At 64.7% G+C, this 20,367-nt stretch carries 11 protein-coding genes and 1 rRNA gene; 3 read left to right on the top strand and 9 right to left on the bottom strand.

Going from position 1 to position 20,367, the window contains the following annotated elements:
* Nucleotides 1–182 precede the first annotated feature (182 nt).
* A 5S ribosomal RNA gene (rrf, locus tag AC07P1_RS24185) occupies nucleotides 183–295 on the top strand.
* Between the two features lie 148 nt (nucleotides 296–443).
* On the opposite strand, the gene AC07P1_RS24180 is transcribed toward rrf, so the two are convergent.
* Complete coding sequence (locus tag AC07P1_RS24180) at nucleotides 444–1,574, bottom strand: alpha/beta fold hydrolase (protein ID WP_494698233.1); 1,131 nt, start codon at nucleotides 1,572–1,574, stop codon at nucleotides 444–446.
* A gap of 155 nt (nucleotides 1,575–1,729) precedes the next feature.
* Between AC07P1_RS24180 and AC07P1_RS24175 the strand changes: the two genes are divergently transcribed.
* Entirely contained in the window at nucleotides 1,730–5,641 is a 3,912-nt protein-coding gene (locus AC07P1_RS24175) for a two-component regulator propeller domain-containing protein (RefSeq protein ID WP_494698232.1), read from the top strand.
* Nucleotides 5,642–5,815: 174 nt separating this feature from the next.
* Here AC07P1_RS24175 and AC07P1_RS24170 read toward each other — a convergent pair whose 3' ends face one another.
* The 3 genes from AC07P1_RS24170 to AC07P1_RS24160 all read right to left on the bottom strand — a co-directional run bounded on the left by AC07P1_RS24170 (nucleotide 5,816) and on the right by AC07P1_RS24160 (nucleotide 8,581).
* Nucleotides 5,816–6,157 (bottom strand): DUF1840 domain-containing protein, encoded by a 342-nt coding sequence (locus tag AC07P1_RS24170; RefSeq protein WP_494698231.1) that lies wholly within the window; start codon nucleotides 6,155–6,157, stop codon nucleotides 5,816–5,818.
* Between the two features lie 175 nt (nucleotides 6,158–6,332).
* Entirely contained in the window at nucleotides 6,333–6,839 is a 507-nt protein-coding gene (locus AC07P1_RS24165; protein WP_494698230.1) for a hypothetical protein, read from the bottom strand.
* A complete protein-coding gene (locus AC07P1_RS24160) occupies nucleotides 6,836–8,581 on the bottom strand; it encodes a M1 family metallopeptidase (protein WP_494698229.1) in 1,746 nt (581 codons plus the stop codon). The genes AC07P1_RS24165 and AC07P1_RS24160 overlap by 4 nt, the downstream gene beginning before the upstream one ends.
* Before the next feature lie 185 nt (nucleotides 8,582–8,766).
* On the opposite strand from AC07P1_RS24160, the gene AC07P1_RS24155 reads away from it, so the two are divergent.
* A complete protein-coding gene (locus AC07P1_RS24155; protein WP_494698228.1) occupies nucleotides 8,767–10,386 on the top strand; it encodes a methyl-accepting chemotaxis protein in 1,620 nt (539 codons plus the stop codon).
* Between the two features lie 123 nt (nucleotides 10,387–10,509).
* On the opposite strand, the gene AC07P1_RS24150 is transcribed toward AC07P1_RS24155, so the two are convergent.
* From AC07P1_RS24150 to AC07P1_RS24130, 5 genes are all read right to left on the bottom strand, one after another.
* Entirely contained in the window at nucleotides 10,510–12,378 is a 1,869-nt protein-coding gene (locus AC07P1_RS24150; RefSeq protein WP_494698227.1) for a glycoside hydrolase family 28 protein, read from the bottom strand.
* Between the two features lie 13 nt (nucleotides 12,379–12,391).
* A complete protein-coding gene (locus tag AC07P1_RS24145; RefSeq protein WP_494698226.1) occupies nucleotides 12,392–14,203 on the bottom strand; it encodes a glycoside hydrolase family 28 protein in 1,812 nt (603 codons plus the stop codon).
* A 26-nt stretch (nucleotides 14,204–14,229) separates the two neighbouring features.
* A complete protein-coding gene (locus AC07P1_RS24140) occupies nucleotides 14,230–15,882 on the bottom strand; it encodes a glycoside hydrolase family 43 protein (protein WP_494698225.1) in 1,653 nt (550 codons plus the stop codon).
* A gap of 19 nt (nucleotides 15,883–15,901) precedes the next feature.
* Nucleotides 15,902–18,712, bottom strand: coding sequence for a TonB-dependent receptor plug domain-containing protein (locus AC07P1_RS24135; RefSeq protein ID WP_494698224.1), 2,811 nt, complete (start codon nucleotides 18,710–18,712; stop codon nucleotides 15,902–15,904).
* A 164-nt stretch (nucleotides 18,713–18,876) separates the two neighbouring features.
* Nucleotides 18,877–20,367, bottom strand: coding sequence for a pectinesterase family protein (locus AC07P1_RS24130; protein WP_494698223.1), 1,491 nt, complete (start codon nucleotides 20,365–20,367; stop codon nucleotides 18,877–18,879).

Here is a 20,367-nt window from a genome sequence, read left to right as displayed (position 1 = left end):
TGCAGTAATGCATTAAGCTAACTGATACTAATTGCCCGTACGGCTTGTCCCTATAACCTTAGCAGGTTGTGGTGAATGAGAAGTATGTTGTGCGAGCGTTGATACAACTTCATTACCCATATTACTTACTACTTCCAGATTCTGAGCAACGTTCACAAGAACGCGGCTCGTACAAGTCAATGCCTGATGACCATAGCAAGTTGGTCCCACCCCTTCCCATCCCGAACAGGACCGTGAAACAACTCTGCGCCGATGATAGTGCTGCAACCAGTGTGAAAGTAGGTTATCGTCAGGCTAGTTATATTAAAAAGCCCCTTCCAGTGATCTGGTCGGGGCTTTTTTTCGTCTGTGCGCTTCTAAAACACGTAGGGCGGATTAGGCGGAACGCCGTAATCCGCCATCTATGCGCCGTCGGAGCGCACGCATTGGCGGATTACGCTGCGCTAATCCGCCCTACGTTTCTGCGGCATGTCGCCATCTGGCGCCATGGCTAGCGGCCGCACCGTCTCCAGCAGGCTGACCAGGGTCTTGCCCGGCTCTTCCCAAGGGACCATGTGGGCGGAATGCTCGAACCACACGCCGCGCTTGTACGGCGCCTTGACGCGTTTGAGCCACTCGTCGGTCGGCGCCGATGGCGTGGTGTAGTCGTTGCGTCCCATGAACATCACCACCGGGATCGGGAAGCTGCGCACGTTGCGATAGTCGACGCCCAGGAACTCCGGCAGCAAGCGGCCCAGCGAGAACATATTGCCGGCGTCGATGGCGCGCACGTCGCAGTCGTTATACTCCGGCGAGAGCTTGCCAGCCTCATGGAAGTAGTTCGAACTGTCGCGATAGGCGCTCAAGCCGCCGTAGTACTGCGCCCAGGTCCGTGCGGTGACGATGCGCTCGCGCGTGACCGGCTGGTCGCCCGGATACGGCGCGATCGACGCCAGTTCCTTGATAGCCTTCTCGTTGTTGTGCGCCTTCGATTGCTCCACCGCGTAGTCAAAGCTGAGGCGTTCATTCTCGCGGGTGCTGATCACCTGGCCTATGCCGACGTAAGCGTAGAACAGGTCCGGCCGCTTCAGCGCCGCGCCCATGCCGATCACCGTGCCCCAGCTGTGGCCCATCAGGATCACCTTATTCTTGTGGTATCGGGTCTTGATGTACTCCGCGACTTCGATCGCGTCGTCGATGTAGCGCGGAATGTGGATGCTGTCACTGAGCGAATCCGGCGCGGTTTCATTGAAGGTCTTGCCGGCGCCGCGCTGGTCGTAATTGACGATGGTGAAGTACTCTTCCAGCGGGCGCTGGAACTGCCAGATAGTCGGGATCAGCGGCGAGGCCGGACCGCCATGCACGAACAGGATCACAGGATTGTTCTTGTCCTGCCCGCGCACGTTGATCCACTGGGCGATGCCGCCGATTTTGGCCTTGTAGGCTTCCTGCACGCCGGACGGCGCGACGATGCGGCCCAAGTCCTTGATCACGTCGCGCGCCTTCGCATACTCCTGCTGGCTCTTGCACTCCTGCGCCTGCACGCCGGCACCCAGCGACGCCAACAGCAAACAACCCGTCAAAATTTTTTTCATCGATTCCACATCCATGAACATGAACAAGAATGTAATTCTAGCCGGATGTTTCGCGAGTGTGCTTAACAAGCGGCGCCGATCCCCCCGCCTCCCCATCCCTTGTTTTCGCCCTGCGTTTCTGCATTACAATATAGTTAATATTGGAGTGCAACCTTATGTCAGTTTTCGCCATGCGTACGGCGCGGTTTTTCGGCCTGCTTCTGCTGGCGTTCTGTTCGCTCGTCCACAGCGCCCCGCTCAGCCTGCGCTTCGAACACCTGGGTGTCGAGCAGGGCTTGACGCAGGAGTCCGTCACACGCGTGATCCAGGACCGCCAGGGCTTCATCTGGATCGGCACGCAGGCCGGCCTGAACCGCTTTGACGGCTACCGCGTCACCGTCTTCAAGAACGATCCCGGGAACCCGCACAGCCTGCTCGACAACTATGTGCAGGCGCTGTACGAGGACGCCGGCGGCCGGCTGTGGGTCGGCAGTAAGGGCGGATTGGATCGTTACGACCCGTCCACCGGCGGCTTTGTCCACCAAGCCATCAAGACCGGCAACCTTGCCGTCACCAACATCATCGGCGACGGCAAGGACGGGCTATGGCTGACCACCAGCGAGGGGCTGCAGCATCTCGATATCAAGAGCGGCCAAGTGCGCACCTTGCGGCATGCGCCGGCCGACCCGGACAGCATCTCCGACGACCGGGTCAACGCGGTGGCGCGCGACAAGTCCGGCAACCTGTGGATCGCCACGGCCAGCGGTCTGGAGATGCTGCCGCCGGGCGCCGCCAAATTCCAGCATCTGACGCCGCGGCACGGGGCCGCGCCATCGAACAACATCACCTCGCTGTCGGTGGGGCCGGACGGGGTGGTGTGGGCCGGCGCCATGGCCGGCCTGCAGGCCTGGCGGCTCGACGGCGCCACGCCCAAGCTTTTGTCGCCGGCGCTGTCCCGGCCGTTCGGCGATTTGCGCGTCAACGTCCTGATGCACGACAGCGACGGCACCTTGTGGGTCGGCACCCAGGAGGACGGCCTGAAACGGCGCGATCCGGCCAGCGGCGAGTTCCATAGCTACCGTTGGGATAGCCTGAACCGCCACGGCATCGGCGACAACCAGATCACCGCCCTGTACCAGGACCGCACCGGCACGCTCTGGGTGGGCAACTGGTACACCGGCTTGGACTGGGTCGATCTCGACAGCGGCGGTTTCGAGCGCTACACCGAGGCGTCCGGCGTGCTGCCCGGCGTGAGCAACAGCAAGGTGCGCGCGATCGTCGGCGCCGGCGACAATAAACTATGGCTCGGCTCGGGCGAGGGCCTGACCAGGCTGGACGTGGCCAAGCGCACGGTCGAGTCCTGGCACCGCGACGAGCGCGATCCCGCCGGCCTGCCGGGCGACGTGGTGATCGCGCTGGCCACCGACCTCAAGGGCCGGCTGTGGGTCGGCACCTCCACCGGGCTGGCCCGGCGCGATCCGGCCACCGGCCGCTACACGCGGGTGCCGTTCGACGCCGACCCCCGCTCGCTGTCGATCCAGCGGCTGCTGGTCGACCGGGCCGGCGTCATCTGGGCCGGCACGCGCAGCGGACTGCACCGCGTCGATCCGGACACCGACGCCGTCACCACCTATCGTGCCGATCCGGACAATCCGGACAGCGTCGACGGCCGCGTCTACGCGCTGCTGGAGGACCGGCACGGCATGCTGTGGATCGGCACGGAAAACGGCTTGAACCGCTTCGACCGCGCCACCGGCAAGTTCCGCCACTACCGCCACGATCCGAACCGGCCGGACAGCCTGAGCCACAAAAGGGTGCCGTTCATCTTCGAGGACAAAAACGGCGTGCTGTGGGTGGGCACCGCCGCCGGCTTGTGCAAGGCCCTGCCGGAGCCGGACGGCGACCTGCGCTTCCGCTATTACCCGGGACAGAACGGCGGCGCGGCCGACCCGATCGGCGCCATCCTGGAGGACGGCAACGGCCGGCTATGGATCAGCAGCACCGCCGGCATCGCGATGTTCAATCCCGAGACCGGCTTTTTCAAGCAGTACACGGCCAAGGACGGCTTGATCGACGGCTCGTACTTCATCGGCGCGGCATACAAGGCGCCGGACGGCACGCTGTACTTCGGCGGCCTGGCGGGCATGACCGCGTTCAAGCCGGCGGACATCCACGACAACACGCGTGCGCCGCAGATCGCCATCACCGATTTCTTCATCTTCAACGAGTCGCTCCTCAGCAACGTGCGGCGTCCCGATGTGCTGCCGAAGGGCTCGTTGAGCGAGGCCAAAACGCTGACCTTGAGCCATCGCGACGTCATGTTCTCGATCGAGTTCGCGGCCTTGCATTTCGCCGATCCGCAGCGCAACCGCTACGCCTACCAGCTCGAGGGTTTCGATCCGCAGTGGGTGACGACGGACGCCGGCAAGCGCTTCGCCACCTACACCAACCTGGACCCGGGCCGCTACGTGTTCCGCGTGCGTGCCGCCAACAAGGACGGCGTCTGGAGTCCGCAACCGGCGGTGCTGGAGTTGATCGTCACGCCGCCGGTGTGGAAGATGTGGTGGTTCCGCCTGCTGATGGTCGGCTTGGCGGTCGGGGCCGCGTATCTGCTGTTCCGCATCCGCATCCGCATGTTGATGCGGCAGAAACAGGCGCTCGAGGAGGAGGTCGGCAGCCGCACGCGCGAGCTGGTGCGGCAGAAGGAGTCGATCGAACGCCAGAAGCAAGAGGCCGAACTGCAGAAGGAAAGCATGGAGCTGGCGCACCGCAACATCTCCCTGCTGTCCGATATCGGCCGCCGCATCACGGCCAACCTCGACAGCGAAGCGATCATGACCATGCTGTATCAGCAGGTGCACGCGCTGATGGACGCGAGCGTGTTCGGCATCGGCATTTACCGGCCGGAGCAGGAGTTGATCGAGTATCCGTTCGCGATGGAGAAGGGCAAGCGCTACACGCCGTACACGCGCAGCATGCGCGAGCCCAACCAGCTGGCGGTGTGGTGCATCAACCATGCCGAGGAAGTGTTCATCAACGACCTGGAACAGGAATACGCGCGCTATATCACCAGCCTGGCGCTGGTGTCCGGCGTCGACAACATGGGCACGCTCGAAGACGGTTCGCTGCCGACCGAGCCGCGCTCGCTGATCTACGTGCCGATTTCCGTCAACGGCCAGGTGCGCGGCATCATCACCGTCCACAGCTACCGCGCGCACGCCTACCAGCGCATCGATGCCGACATGCTGACCACGCTGGCATCGTATGTGGCGGTGGCGTTCGCCAACGCCGATTCCTACCGGCAGTTGCAGGACACCCAGCAGCAACTGGTTGAGCGCGAGAAGCTGGCGGCGCTGGGCTCGCTGGTGGCCGGCGTCGCGCACGAGCTCAACACGCCCATCGGCAACAGCCTGGTGATCGCCAGCACGCTCGAGGACAAGACCACGGAGATCGAACTGCGCCAGAACAGCAACGTGCTGCGCCGCTCCGACCTGGCGCAATTCATCGACGCCGCGCGCGAGGCGTCGACCTTGCTGATGCGCAGCCTGCGCAACGCGGCCGAGCTGGTCAATAGTTTCAAGCAGGTGGCGGTCGACCAGGCCAGCGCCAAACGGCGGCATTTCGACCTGCACCAGGCCAGCCAGGAAATCGTCACCACGATGAAAAACCAGATCCGCAAGGCGGGTCACCAGATCGATCTGGAGATGCCGGACGATATAGAGATGGACAGTTTCCCCGGGCCTTATGGCCAGGTCATCATCAACCTGATCAACAACGCCCTGCTGCACGCCTTCGACGGGCGCAGCGGCGGCGTGATACGGCTGTGGGCGGTACGGCTGGGGCCGGACCGGGTGCGGATCGTGTTCCAGGACGACGGCGTGGGCATCGCCATCGAGCACCAGGCGCGCATTTTTGATCCGTTCTTCACGACCAAGCTGGGGCAGGGCGGCAACGGGTTGGGGTTGAGCATCACGTACAACATCGTGACGTCGCTGCTCGATGGCAGCATCCGGGTCGACAGCGTGGTCGGGGTGGGGACGCGGTTCACGATCGATTTGCCGTTGAAAGCGAGCCTCGCCGGGGATTGATCGCCGCAACGGCCCGGGAATGACGAACCACTACGGAGACACGTAGGGCGGATTAGCGCAGCGTAATCCGCCATTGCGTGCGCCGCCGGCGGCTCATCGATGGCGGATTACGGCGTTCCGCCTAATCCGCCCTACGTGTCTCCGCGTATCATTGCGTTCCCAGGCCGTAGCGGACTACACGCCCCAGATAATGCTTTCGTTTTCCTGCTTGGCCGAGCGCAGCATCTCCAGCAGCGGATACGCGCGCGCGTGGAACCCCACGCGTTGCATGACGGCATGCTCCATCGTCTCGTTCTCTTCCTTCTCGTGCGCGTGGATGTCGTGCTCGATATCGTTTTCAGGATGGAGTTTGCTTTCGGCCACTTCATGCTCGAGCACCGACAGCGCCTGTTCCGCCTCGGCGGCGGTGATCACGCCGCGCGTGGGGTTTTTGTGGAGCAAGTCGAGGATGCGTTGGGCGTGTTCCTGATACATCAGGACTTCGGGGCTGGATTTTGATTTGAAGGCAATTAACATGATGCGCTTTCTTAGTATTATTGATCAAGAGGTCTGACGGTGCGCCGAATGACGAGGCAGCGGCGTGCCGTTGCTGTTCACATTAGGTCGTCACGGAAACTTTACAAGAGACAAGCCCATCTGTATGGACGTTAGCGCACGTCAATTAAGCATCTTCTAAGCCAAGCACCCGTTTTCAGTTCAATTTGAAGGAGCTGAACCAGGTTTCCACGGTGTCGCGCACGATATTTTTCTCGCGCCCCATGACGATGACCTGATAGATGCGCGTGTCCTTGGCAATAAAACGCCCGATCAGCAGCATCGACTCACCATTTTGGCTACCCTTCGCCTCGACATCGAGCACGGTCTGGCCCGCGGCCGCAGACGATGCGCTTTTGGTCACCGTGGCGCCGATGTTCTTGACCAGCGCCGTCTTCATGGCCTCCAGGGCCGCCGGCGTCCGCGCCGCGTCGGCCAGTTGCGCGCTGCCGACCGCGAACACCACGCCGTCCACCTCGGCCGCCGTCATCGTCATGTTCACGTCCAGGTCGTCCAGTTTGATGGCGCGGGTCTGGCTGGCCGGCTTGCCGGGAAACAGCACGGCGTACGGCGCGTCATTGCTGCGGTAATCGCGCCAGTCGTATTGCGGACTGCAGGCGGACAGCGTGGCCGCCATCAGCAGCGCCAGCGAGATCTTTTTCATGATGCCTTCTCTTTCTTCTTTTTACGTTCGTCTTCGTCGCGTTTCCATTCGTCGATATGTGCCTCCTGGCGCAGCACGCGGGACGCCGGATCGACAGTATAGTGAGCGTTGGCGGCCAGGGGCAGTTCGCCGAAGCCGCCGGTCATCGGCAGTTGGACGATGCGCTCGCCCTGGTCGTCGACGATGCGCACTTCCAGCGGCATCGGGAACGGGCCGCCGTCCTTCAGCTTCCACTCCAGCCGGAGTTGGTCGCCGTTGCGCGTCTCGACCAGCTCCGGCAGCGCCGCGTGGTACAGGTAGGCGTCGAAGAACCAGCCCAGATCGCGGCCGCTGACGGTGTTGGCGATGGCGATGAATTCCCTGGTGCTGCTCCAGCGCGGCTGGAAGTGGCCCGGCATCGGCATGTCGGTGCCGTAGACCATGCGGCGCGTGGCGCGGAAGAAGGCGTCGTCGCCGATCAGGTTGCGCAGCGTGTGCAGGATCAGCGAGCCCTTGGTGTAGATGTCGTTGCCCGGGCCGCCGCGCTTGTCGTCGTAGACGTCCTCGATGCGTTGCGGTTTGCCGCCGACCACCGCCACCTTGTTGCGCAGCGACTTGCGCTGGTTGAACAGCTCGGCCTGGAATTCCATGTCGCCGCGCAGCCATTGCAGGTACAGCGGCTGCATGTAGCTGCCGAAGCCTTCGTGCAGCCACATGTCGTCCCAGTCGGCGTTGGTCATCTGGTTGCCGAACCATTCGTGCGACAGTTCGTGGTGCAACAGCCAGTCATAACCGTAGGGCGACTTCAGGTAGCCGTTGCCGTAGGCGTTGATGGTCTGGTGTTCCATGCCCAGGTGCGGCGTTTCGACCACGCCCATTTTTTCCTCGCCGAAAGGGTAGGGGCCGATGCGCCGCTCGAAGAAATCGAGCATCGGCCCGAACTCGGCGAACAAGCCCTTGGCCTGCCGCTCGTGTCCTTTCAGATACCACATGCGCAGCGGAATGGTGTTGCCGTAGCGGCTGGCGTAGTCGCCCGACAGCATCTCGTACGGGCCGATGTTGAGCGCGATGCCGTAGGTGCTGGGATTTTTGGCGCGCCAGTGGTAGGTGCGCCAGCCGTCCTTCTCATCCATGCCGACTGCCACGCCGTTGCCGGCGACCACCAGCGGCGCCGGCACGCTGATGTGCAGGTCGATCAGTTTGGCCTTGCCCATCGGATGGTCGATGCAGGGCCAGAACAGGTCGCAGCCTTCGCCCTCGACGGTGGTGGCGATCCACGGCTGGCCGTCCGCCGTTTTGCTCCACGTGAAGGCGCCATCCCACGGCGCGCGCTTGGCCACGTGCGGCACGCCGTGGTAGCGGATGCGCACGGTGGTGCTGGCGCCGGCGGGCAGCGGCGTCGGCAACGTCAGGTAGAGGCGGCCGTCCGGATTGCTGATCGCCGCCGGCGCCAGTTCCACGCCGTCGACGCTGGCGCCGTCGACCGGCAGGTTGCGGTCCAGCTCGACGGCGATGCGGGTCAGCGGCGTCGTCGCCAGCGCGTTGGCGGTGAAGGTCAGCGCGGCGTCGCCACGGATGCTTTGCGTGGCGGGATCGACACGCAGCGCCAGGTCGGCTTTGTCAAACGTGACGGCCAGCTGCTCCGGCGCGCGCGGGCCGCCGGAGCCGGCGGTGAAGTCCGTCAGCGGCGCTTGGGTGGCGCAGCCGGCCAGCAGGGCGCTGGCGGCGAGGGTCGTCAGGAGATGCAGTGGCAGACGTGTCATGCGGGTACATACCGGTGAATGTTGATCAAGCAATATAGCAGCAAGAACGGCCGATACGCTATCAACAAGCATGCTGACGCTCTATAACAACATGCAGTCGCATGGCTTGCCGTGACGCAATATGCCGCACCGCCGTTGGGCCAACATCGACCTGTTGCAGCCATTGAACCCAAACGGAAACTATCATGAACCTCTCTAATTTGAAAATCGGAACGCGCCTGGGCCTGGGCTTCGGCGTGGTGGTGCTGTTGCTGGCGGCCGTGGCGCTGGTCGCCATCACCCGCATCAACCTGATCAACCAGGCGACGGAACGGATCTTGAGCGATAGCTTTGTCAAGCTGACCTTGGCCCGGCAAATCCAGACCGAGGTCAATGTGCAATCGCGCTTGCTGCGCAACGCCGTCATCGGCGCGGCGGACCCGGCCGAAGTGCGGGAGCAACTGGGGAAGCTGGACGCGTCGCTGAAGGCGAACGAGGAATACATCGTCAAGTTGGACACCATGCTGACGCTTCCCAAGGGTAAGGAACTGTTCAAGACCCTGAGCGAGCGGCGCGACGCCTACACGGCGGCGCGCAACGCCCTCGTCCAGCTGATCAGGGATGGACAGTCCGAGCAGGCCGGCAAATACGTGAGCAAGGAGCTGCGGGCGGTGCAAACCCCGTATTTCAACGCCATCAACGCGATGGAGGATTTTCAGGAATCGCTGATGAAGAAGGACGGCGGGGAGATCGCGGCGGGCGGCGCGTTGGCCGTGCGCCTGAGCGCCTTCCTGTCGCTGACGGCCGCGATCATGGCGGTGCTGATCGGCTGGTTCATCACGCGTTCGATCACCGTGCCCGTGAACCGGGCCGTGGCGTTGGCGCAGACCGTCGCCGCCGGCGATTTGAGCGGCCATGTCGAGGTGCGAAGCCAGGACGAGATTGGATTGCTGTTGCAGGCGCTCAATGACATGACCCGCAGCCTGAACAATATCGTCGGCCAGGTGCGCGCCGGTAGCGACGAGATCTCGACCGCGACGGTGGAAGTGGCCAGCGGCAACCTGGACCTGTCGTCGCGCACCGAACAGCAAGCCAGCGCGTTGGAAGAGACCGCATCGTCGTTGGAGGAACTGACCTCCACCGTCAAGCAAAACAGCGACAACGCGCGCCAAGCCAACCAGTTGGCCGTGTCCGCCGTCGACGTGGCGCGCCAGGGCGGCGCGGTGGTGACGGAAGTGGTGACGACGATGGGCCACATCCACGCCTCGGCCGGCAAGATCGCCGACATCATCGGCGTCATCGACGGCATCGCCTTCCAGACCAACATCCTGGCCTTGAACGCGGCCGTGGAGGCGGCGCGCGCCGGCGAGCAGGGCCGGGGCTTCGCGGTGGTGGCGTCGGAGGTGCGCAACCTGGCGCAGCGCTCGGCGGGCGCTGCGAGGGAAATCAAAACCTTGATCAACGACTCCGTCGAGCAAGTCAACGCGGGCAATCAGCTGGTGGCCAAGGCCGGCACCACGATGACCGAGGTGGTCGCCAGCATCCAGCGGGTCACCGACATCATGAGCGAAATCACGGCGGCCAGCCGGGAGCAGGAAGTCGGCATCGAGCAGATCAACCAGGCCGTCAACGAGATGGACGCCGTGACGCAGCAGAACGCCGCGCTGGTGGAGGAAGCCGCCGCCGCCACGGCGGCGCTGGAGGGCCAGGCGTCGCACCTGACGCAGGTGGTCAGCGTGTTCAAGCTCGAGCAGGAACGCGCCGCGCCGACGGGCCGCCAGCCGCAAAAGCGGCCGGCACCCCAACTGGCGCTGGCGACGGTTTAACGGCGTAACGTTTGGCTACTGGTTTAACAAAACACGAGAAGACACGTAGGGCGGATTAGGCGGCACGCCGTAATCGGCCATGGATGTGCCGTCGGCGGCCCGCACATGGCCGATTACGCTACGCTAATCCGCCCTACGTGTTTCGGACGATCGCATCCGCTGGTTGTGCACCTTGCCGGCGATGGTCACGTTCTTCAATACCAGATCCTTGACGTTATACAGGTACGCCGGTTGCTTCACCACCGGCGTGCCGAAGTCGCAATCGCTGATGGTGACATTGCTCACCGGCAGAATCTGCGGCTTGCCCGGCCCGTTGTAGTTCACCGCCACCGGCCCCAGCACCACAATCGGCTGATAGCACGAGAACCTGCCATCCCTGGTCTGCACATTGCCCACAGTAATACCCGAGATATGCACGTTGGTCACCAGCGGCGGCCGTGTGCGGATGGTATCGTCGAGCGGGCTATAGTCGCAATCGAAGGTGATCACGCCCCCCGCGCCGGCGGCCACGGTCTTCTCCGGAATACCCGAGCCCGGTGTTGGCTTGTAGAACGCCGGCGTGGTGCGTATCCCATTGGGGATCTGCACATTGCGCACATAGAAATTACGCAAAAAGCCCCCGCGCGCCATATTGGTCTTGAGCCGGATGGCGATGTTGAGCGGGTCCGTCTTCCAGTTGGCGTTCTCAAACACCAGATTCTGCGCATACACATTCTGGATGCCGCCGGACATGATGCTGCCCAAGGTCAGCGCGCCATGGCCGCTGTGCATGCGGCAATTCTGCACCACCACGTTCTCGCACGGGCCGAACTGCGTATCCGTGCCCTTGCCGGAATCGATGGCGATGCAGTCGTCGCCGGTGTTGAACTGGCAGCCCTCGATCAGCACGTAACGGCACGATTCCGGATCGAAACCGTCGTTGTTGGCGCCCATGCTGTTGGCGTAAATGCCTTTCACGTGCACATTGGCGCAGTCCACCGGGTTGTGCTGCCAGAACGGCGTGTTGGTGGTCTGGTAGCCGGCCAGCAGCACGTCGGTGCAACTGATGAACTGCACCATGTGCGGCCGCAGGAAGTGGCCGATGCCGAAAATACGCTGTTTGGCCGGCACGCGCGCCTCGCTCAGCGCGCGCAGGTAATGCGAGTCCGACAGGAACCATGGATCGTCGCCCTTGATCTTCGCGGCCTCCTCGGCGGATAAGTGCGGCGCGATCTCGGTCAACGGGCGGTTGCGCGGGTTCGGCCGTTCCTGCACCTTGCCCACGGTGAACGGCACATGCACCTCGCCCTTGCGCTCGCGGCCTTTCCAGGACCACCAGCAATCGGCATCGCCGGGGAAGGGCACGCCGGCCTGGCCGTCGAGGATGGAGGTCCAGTCCTCGCCGGTCAGGGCGATGTTGCGCTGACCGTGGGCGTACACCAGCGACGAATAATTCAGGCAGTCGTTGCCTTCCCAGCGGGTCAGCGACAGCTTGCCGTTGGCGCCGCAATCGAATTCGCCATGGCGCGCGTAGTCCAGTGGATTGGCGGAAAAGTAGACGTGCGCGCCCTTGGCCAGGTGCACGTGGACGTTCGACAGCAGCACGATCGGTCCGGCGCACAGCCAGTTGCCGGTCGGGATCAAAACGCGGCCGCCGCCGGCCTTGTGGCAGGCGGCGATGGCGGCCCTGATGGCCGGGTGGCAATCGGTCGCGCCCGGCGCCGGCGTATGGATGTCGGCGCGGTCGCTGGAGCCGACCCAGGCGTTGATCGGCACCACCTCGCACGCCTTGGCGCCAAACGCGGTGATGACGAAATCCTCCTTGCGGAAGGTGAGCGGTTTCGACACGCGGTCGACGATGGCCTGCGCCTGGCGCCAAGGGTCGCCGGAAGCGGCGAAGGCCGCCGGGGCCGCCATCAGCTGCGCCGGCAGGCCGCCGGCCAGCGCCAGGGTGCCGCCCGCAAGCGTCTGCATGAAGTTGCGGCGGGCGGCATGGGTGGTTGGGGTGGTCATCGTGATCCCCGCATCAGGTGTCCAAAACCGTCGAGATGGTCTTGCCGGCGATGCGCACATTCTTCAAGACCAGGCCCTTGACGTTGTGGGTGAACCAGGGCTGCCCGGCGTTGCGCGGCGTGCCGAAGTCGCAGTCGGTGATGGTGATGTCGGTCAGCGGCAACACCGGCGTGCCGGGCTTGCCGTTGAAGCTGGTCGCCACCGGTCCCAGGATCACCATGGCCTGGTAGCACGACACTTCGGCGCCGTCGATCTTGACGTTGCCGGCCTTGACGTTGGAGATGTGCACGTGCGACACCGACGGCGGCCGGATGCGCACGTCGTCGTCGGCCGGCGCGTAGTCGCAGTCGATGGTGATCAGGCCACCGCCGCTGGTCGACACCGTCTTCGGCTTGATGACCGAGCCGGGCAGCGGATTGTAAAAGCCGGGCGTGGTCTTGACGCCGTTGGGCACGGTCACGTCGCGCACGTAGAAGTGGCGCAGGAAGCCGCCGCGATTCATATTGGTCTTCATGCGGATCGCCGTGCCGAGCGGGTCGCTGTCCCAGTGGATGTTGCGGAACTCGATGCGCTGCGCATACACGTGCTCGATGCCGGCGGCCATCTCGCTGCCCAGGGTGACGCCGCCGTGGCCGCTGTTCATGATGGTGTCCTGGATCACCATATTGCGCGTCGGACCTTCGGCGATGTCGCGGTTCTTGCCGGACTTGATGGCGATGCAATCGTCGCCGGTGTTGAACAGGCAGCCTTCGACCAGGATGGTGTCGCACGACTCGGGGTCGAAGCCGTCGCTGTTGGCGCCCTTGCTTTCCATGCGGACCTTGCTGAAGTGGACGTTGCGGCAGTTGACCGGATGGTGCAGCCAGAACGGCGAATCGAGCAACTGGTAGCCCTGCATCAGTACGTCGGTGCAGCCGACGAATTCGACCATGCACGGGCGCAGGTAGTGGCCGATGCCGAAGATGCGCTTGGCCACCGGCACGCCGGCCTCGGACAGCGCCGGCAGGTAGCGCGAGTCGGTGCGCCAGTCTGGCCGGGTGCCCTGGATCAGCGCGCGCTCGGCGTCCGACAGCGACGGCGCCACCGCCGCCAGCGATTCCGGATTGGCCGGGTTGATCTTGCGTCCGTGCATGGGCGCCTGCTTGTTCTTGCCGCTCCAATCCCACCAGGAACCGCCACCGGTTTCGAACGGCACGCCGGCCTGGCCGTTGAGGATGCTGGTCCAGTCCTCGCCGGTCAGCGCGATGTTGCGCTGGTTGTAGGCGTAGATCATCGGCGAGTAGTTCAGCACGTCGTTGCCCTGCCAGCGCGAGATGACCAGCTTGCCGTTCTTGCCGCAATCGATGTCGCCGTGCCTGGCGTAGTCGTTCGGGTTGGCGCTGAAGTAGACCTCGGCGCCGGCGGCCAGATGGACGTTGACGTTGGACAGCAGCACGATCGGGCCGGCGCAGTACCAGGCGCCGGCGGGAATCAGCACGCGGCCGCCGCCGGCCTTGTTGCAAGCGGCGATGGCGGCGGCGATGGCTGGGTAGCAGTCCGGCGATTTGGCGACCGGCGACATGCGCTGCAGTGGCTCGTCGCCGCCGGTGGTGGTGATCTGGGCCAGCTTGCACGGCTTGGCGCCGAACTTGGTGATCGGAAAATCTTCCTTGCGGAACACGAGCGGCTTGGCGAAACGGTCGATGATGCGCTGCGCCGTGGCCCAAGGGTCGCTGGGCGCGGCGGAGGCGGCGGGCGCGGCTTGGCCGAGCGCGAGCGGCGCGACGCCGCCGAGCAGGGCGCCGGCCGAGGCCGCGCGCAGGACGTTGCGGCGTTGTGGGTTCATTACTTGAGTCATTTTATGCATCTCCATCATTGCGCCGTGACGCGGAAGTAGTCGACATCCAGGCTCGATGCCTTGGCGCCTGCGTTGTGGGAGGCGCCATCGCCGATGCTGAACACGCCGATCTGCGCGCCCACCCAGCGGCCCTTGCTGATCTTGAGCGGTTGGCCCACGGTCTGGAAGGTCACGTTGTCGGTGCTGTAGGCGAAGCTCGCCATCGCGCCGGGCGCCATGCTCATGCGCAGGTACAGCGACGACGGCGCCGACGGCAGCACCACGGTCGCGGTTTCCTTGCAGCGCACGACGGCCGGACCGCAGGTGGTGTAGACCAGTTGGGTCGCGTCCGCCGTCTTGTGCAGGCCCAGCCACGCATATTGCATGGCGTTGACGATCAGGCCGGCGCGGTCGCCGTTGTTGGCGTCGTTGAGCTGGACGCGGGTGTTGACGACGAACTCCGGCGCCGGCAGCTTCTGCGCCAGGATGGACGGCGCCGCGCGGACATAGTCGGCCGCATCCGGCGCCGCCTGCGTGAACAGGCGCAACTGGCCGGGGCGCTCGCTCAGCGAATACCACTTGGCGTTGCTGTTGGCGTTCCACTGCCATTGCAGGCCGAGCCGCGAGCCGTCGAACTCGTCGGAGGCCGGCGGCGTTTTGACCGCCGCGCCGGCCACCGGTTTGACGTGGGTGAGCACCGGTTGCCCGGCGCCCGCATTGGGACCGGCCTCGCCCATGATCGGCCAGTCGTCGACCCAGCGCATCGGTTGCAGATGGACCACGCGGCCGTAGGCGTTCTTGTCCTGGAAGTGGAGGAACCAGTCCTTGCCGTCCTGCGCGCGCACCCAGGCGCCCTGGTGCGGGCCGTTGACCTCCGTCTTGCCCTGTTCCAGCACGGTGCGCACTTCGTACGGCCCGTTCAGGCTGCGCGAGCGGAACACCGACTGCCAGCCTTCCTCGACGCCGCCGGCCGGCGCGAACACGTAGTAGTAGCCGCTGGCCTTGTAGAACTTCGGTCCTTCCAGCGTCTTGTAGCCCTTGATCGCGTTGCCGTCGATCAGGGTGGTGCCTTTGGTGTCGAGCAGCTTGCTGGCGTCCGGCGCCATGCTGCGCAGGGTCAGGATATTGTTGAAGCCGGCACGGCTCTTGGCCCAGCCGTGCAGCAGCCAGGCCTTGCCGTCGTCGTCCCACAGCGGCGTCGGGTCGATGATGCCTTTGCCCGGCAAAATCAGCTTGGGCGCGCTCCACTGGCCGTCGAACCGGTCGGCCGTGATGACGAAGATGCCGTGGTCCGGGTCGGGGTAGAAGATCCAGAACTTGCCGTCGTGATAGCGCAAGCAAGGCGCCCAGACCCCCTCGCCATGGCGCGGCACGGCGAAGCGCTCGGACGGCACCAGGGCCGGCAAGGCGTGGCCGACCAGCTCCCAGTTGACCATGTCCTTGGAGGTCAGCAGCGGCAGGCCGGGCGCGCTGTTGAAGCTCGACGAGGTCATGTAATAGGTATCGCCAACGCGGATCGCGTCCGGGTCGGAATAGTCTGCATGCAGGACGGGATTCTTGTACTGGCCGTTGCCGAGGTCCGGGATCCAGGGCGCGGCGGCCGGTTTGGCCGGCCCGTCGACCTGGGCGGTCTGGCACGCGGCCAGCGCGAGCGGCAGCAGCATGGCGGCGATTTTGTGGCGGTTCATGGTTGTCATGGTCGTGGCATCAGAAGGTATATTCGGCACGCAAGGTGTAGGCGCGGCCGATCGGTTTGGCGATGTTTTGCGCAAATACCACGCGCGAGCTCAATCGCTGGTTCGACAGCGGCGGTTCCTCGTTCAGCAGGTTGTTGACGCCCAAGGTGACTTTCAGGTTATCCGAGAACTTGTAGTTCGTGCTCAGGTTATACAGGATGTAGTGATCGATGACGTTGTGGAACGGTTGGCCCGGCTTCTGTGTCGGCAGCGCGTTGGTATCCTCGTAGCTGGAGGTGTAGGACTGCGTCAGCTGGGCGCCGAACCTGGCGTAGTTCCACGAGAAGCGCAGGTTGTGCTTCCACTTGAAGATGTAGGTGTTGGCCGAGGTCGAACCGGTCGCCAGCGCGCCCGGACGGCCGACGCTGTCGACCCAGGCGCCGCCGGCGTCGTTCTGGCCTTCGTACTGGTCGACGTAGGTGCCGTCCAGGTTGACGCCGAACTTGCCCCATTGCTTGGTCGGCACCACGTAGCGGAAGCTGACGTCGACGCCGCGCGTGTGCAGGCCGCCCATGTTCATGCGGGTGACGACGATGTAATCCAGCGTGCCGTCCGGGTTGCGCGTGAACAGGTTGTTGTAGCGGTTGACGTCGGAGAAAATGGTGTCCTCGGTGATCTGCGCGATGGTGCCCTTCATCTTGATGTCCCAGACATCGAACGACAGCATCATGTTCTTGACCGGCTCGAGCACGATGCCGGCGGTGTAGGTGCGCGATTCCTCCGGTTGCAGGTCCGGGTTGGCGCCGGTCAGGGTGGTCAGCTGGGTGTTGCACACGCGCGCCGGATCGAGGTTCAGGCCGGCGTAGCGCGGGTCGGTCGTCAAGGTGCCGGTGTTCGGCTGCGACGGCGTCGGGCTCGGGCACAGCAGCGGATCGTCCCAACGGTTGACCGACGGCGTCCGGGTGCGGGCCGCGCCGTACAGCTCAGGCAGGGTGGGCGCGCGGAAGCCGGTGCTGGCCGTGCCGCGCAGCATGACGGCGGTGTGCGGTTCCCAGCGCACGCTGGCCTTGGGGGTGAAGGTCGAGCCGAAATCGCTGAAGTGGTCGGCGCGCGCCGCCAGCGTGACATCGAGCTGCTTGGTCAGCGGGGCGTCGAGCTCCATGTACAGGCCGCCGACGGTGCGAGCGCCCTTGGGATTGGTGCCCGGCGCGCCGGAGGTTTTGTAGGTCACCGCGTTGGCCAGCATGCTGGTGCGGTCGCTGTACATTTCGCGGTGCAGGTCGCCGCCGACGGCGATCGCCAGCGAGCCGCCCTCTAGCGGCATCAGCTCGCGCGACAGGTTGAAGTCCGCGCCGAAATATTTGACGCGGGCGGTGCGGTAGTTTTCGCCGTCGACGCTGATGCTGTCGAGATAGGCGCGGCCCTCGGCGTCCTGCTTGCCGAAGGGATTGAGCGTGCCGTTGGCCACGCCGGCGTACAGTTCCGGCGTGGTGACGAAGCCGCGCTTGTAGCCGACGCGGCGCTCGCTCATGGCGGCGTTGAAGCCGACCCGGTAATCCCAGCCCATGACCGCGCCCTCGTCGGCGACGACGATGCGGTTGGTGTTCTGGCGGTCGTGCGTGCCGGCCGTGCCCAGTTCGTCCAGGCTCCACGTCAGCGCCAGGTCCTGGCCGGTGACGCCGGCCACCGCCGGCACGCCGCCGCTGCCGCCCGGGTACCACTTGCTGCTGTTATTGATGAACAGCGGCTTGCGCACGCCTGGGTTGAGCTTGTCGTAATCGGTTTGCGCGCCGAACACCTGCGGTGGATTGAGCGCGTCGATATAGGACTCGGTGTTGAGCATTTCCACCGTGAACAGCTTGTCGTCGCCGTGGCGGATCGAGGCCTTGGTGAACAGGGTGGTTTGTTTGTTGTCCGGCAGCAGTTGAGGGTAAATGGTCGGGTCCAGGATGCAGGTCTTGGCGCCGGCGCCGGAAGCCTTGGTCGAGGCCAGGCTGTACGGCGCGTCGTAGTTGCTGCCGCAGCCGGTGGCCCAATACGGGTTGCCGGTGGTGGTGGTCGGCCGGCCGTTGTTGTAGACGGTAAAGTTGGCCGGAGAGGACGATGAGCCGGAGGTGTTGCTGGTAAAGACGGTACCGCCCAGTTGCGCGATGCGTTCCGCGTCCCAGATTTCCGGACGGCTTTTTTGCATCAAGGATGTGCGGCGCTGCGTGTCGAGCGAGGCGAAGACGTTCCAGCCGTCCGTCTTCAGGTCGCCGATGCCGCCGGTGATGGAGAAACGTTGTTGCTCGCCGCCGCCGGAGCGTTGCGGCTTGACGATGCCGGCGCTCAGGCTGACCTTGTTGACGGTGCGCTTGGTGATGAAGTTGACCACGCCGGCGATGGCGTCGGTTCCGTAGATGGCCGAGGCGCCGTCGCGCAGCACCTCGACCCGTTCGACCGCGCTCATCGGCACGACGTCGACGTTGACCGAGCTGGCGCCGATCGCCTCGTTGGGCAGGCGGCGGCCGTTGAGCAGGACCAGGGTGCGGTTGGTGTTCAGACCGCGCATATTGATCATGGTGCCGCCGCCCCCGCCGCCGACCGGCTCGTTGGTAGCGCCGGTGACCAGCGAGGTGGCCACTTCGGACATCGTGGTCAGGCCCTGGGCTTCCAGTTCCTCGGCCTTGTAGGTGGTCAGGGGCAGGGCGTTCTCGGTGGCGATGCGCTTGATCGACGAGCCGGTCACTTCGACGCGGGTCATGCTGTCGTCGGCTTGTTGGGCGTGCACTTGATTGGTCAGTGCCAGCACCGCTAGTGCGGTGGCGGTGAGGGCGAGCCGGGGTTTGATAGTGGTTGTCATGTTCAGTCTCCTATTTTTTTATAATGAAACGTCTGTGGTGAAGCGGTGAAGCGGTAAAACCCGGTGGGGCAATGTGAAACTCGTGGAGATACGTAGGGCGGATTAGCGCAGCGTAATCCGCCAAGCTCCGTCGGCGGCTCATGCATGGCGGATTACGGCTACGCCTAATCCGCCCTACGTGTTTGCGTGGATTTTTGCGTGGAAGTTTCCTCCGCGGGAGTCCAGCCCTTGCCGTCATCGAAGCCGCTGAATATTTGCTGCCTGCTAGCGAAGCGGGCTTTCACCTGCTCCGCCGCCAGCACGTGGCCCGGCGTGCGCTGGCTCAAATCCAGCGGCCGGCCCGCCATGTCCATGCTGCCGAACTCGCCCCAGCCTGCGCCCGGGTTGGCCTCCGGCGTCCGCGGCTTCTTCGGCGCCCAGCCTTGGGCTGCGATATGACTGTCCATGCGGCAGTTGATAAAGCTGACGTTGTCCCACGTGGCCGGCGGCCCCTGGCGCGCAAGGTAGGCCTTACCCGCCGGCACATCGTTCCCCAGCGGCCCCGGACCATGCGTCAGCCGGCTGTTGAGGAACACAAACCCCGGCTCGCCCGCCGCGACGGTGCGCGCCTGCACGATGTAGCCGCCGCCTCCGGCATGGGCGCTGTCGCCGACGGTGCGGATCTCGCTGTCCTCGAACAGCGCGGCGCGGTTGCCGCCCCAGATGAAGTCGACATTGCCGGCGATCAGCGTGCGGTGGAACCACGAGTAGCCCTTGACCTGGATGGTGTCCTGCTCGCTGAAGAAGCTGGCGTCGCGCGCCACTAGGCGCCCACGGTCGCTGCTGAAGACCAGCGTTTCCGCCTGTCCACCCTTGCTGTGCGCGCGCACGGTGTTGTTGACCAGTGTGAGATTGTCGAGCGTCACCATGTCGGCATCCTCGATCAGGAACACCGAGCGGCCACCGTTGGCGGCTGGCGTCAGCGGTCCACGGCCGGCGCCGGTTCCCGGATTGATGCCGTCGTTGTTGGTCGTTTCCAGGACGACGCCGTCGCGGCTTTCGCCATGCAAGGTGACGTTGTCCTTGCCGCGCAGGTAGAGCAACTGGTCGTAGCGGCCGTTGGCGATGCGGATCGACACCGGCGCCGCGCGCGACGTCCGGCGCATCGCGTGGTTGAGCGCGCCCTGGACGGTGCGGAAGTCGGCCGGGCCGTCGTCGTCAACGCTAAGGTTGTTACCGGCCGGCGCCGCCGCGCGGGTACGGAAAGTCCACGGGCCGATGCCGGCGCTGGTGAACACGCCGGCGTCGACGACGACCTCGTACTCGGTGCCGTAGTCCAGTTTGGCGCTGTGCGGGCGTATCGTCGCGGTCGCGCCTTGCACGGTGATCGGCGTGTAGCGCACCACGCGCTTGTATTCCTGTTGCGCGTTGCCGATGACATCGACGTCTTCGCCGGGGCGCAGTTCGTCGACCAGCGCACGGTCGGCGACGCGGTAGATGCGGACCGTGCCTTCGGAGCCGAGCACCGGCGGTTTATCGAAGGTGATCCGCAATGGCGTATCGACCTGGACGTCGGCGGCGCGCGCGGCGGGCGACAGTGTCCAGGGCGTCGGAGCGGCGGCCAGACCATGCAGCGGCAACGCCGCTCCGAGGAGGACGGTAAAAAGAACTCGCAT

Source organism: Duganella sp. GW821-FHT07F09 (genome assembly GCF_059418705.1).
This window is presented reverse-complemented; position numbering and strand designations above follow the sequence as displayed.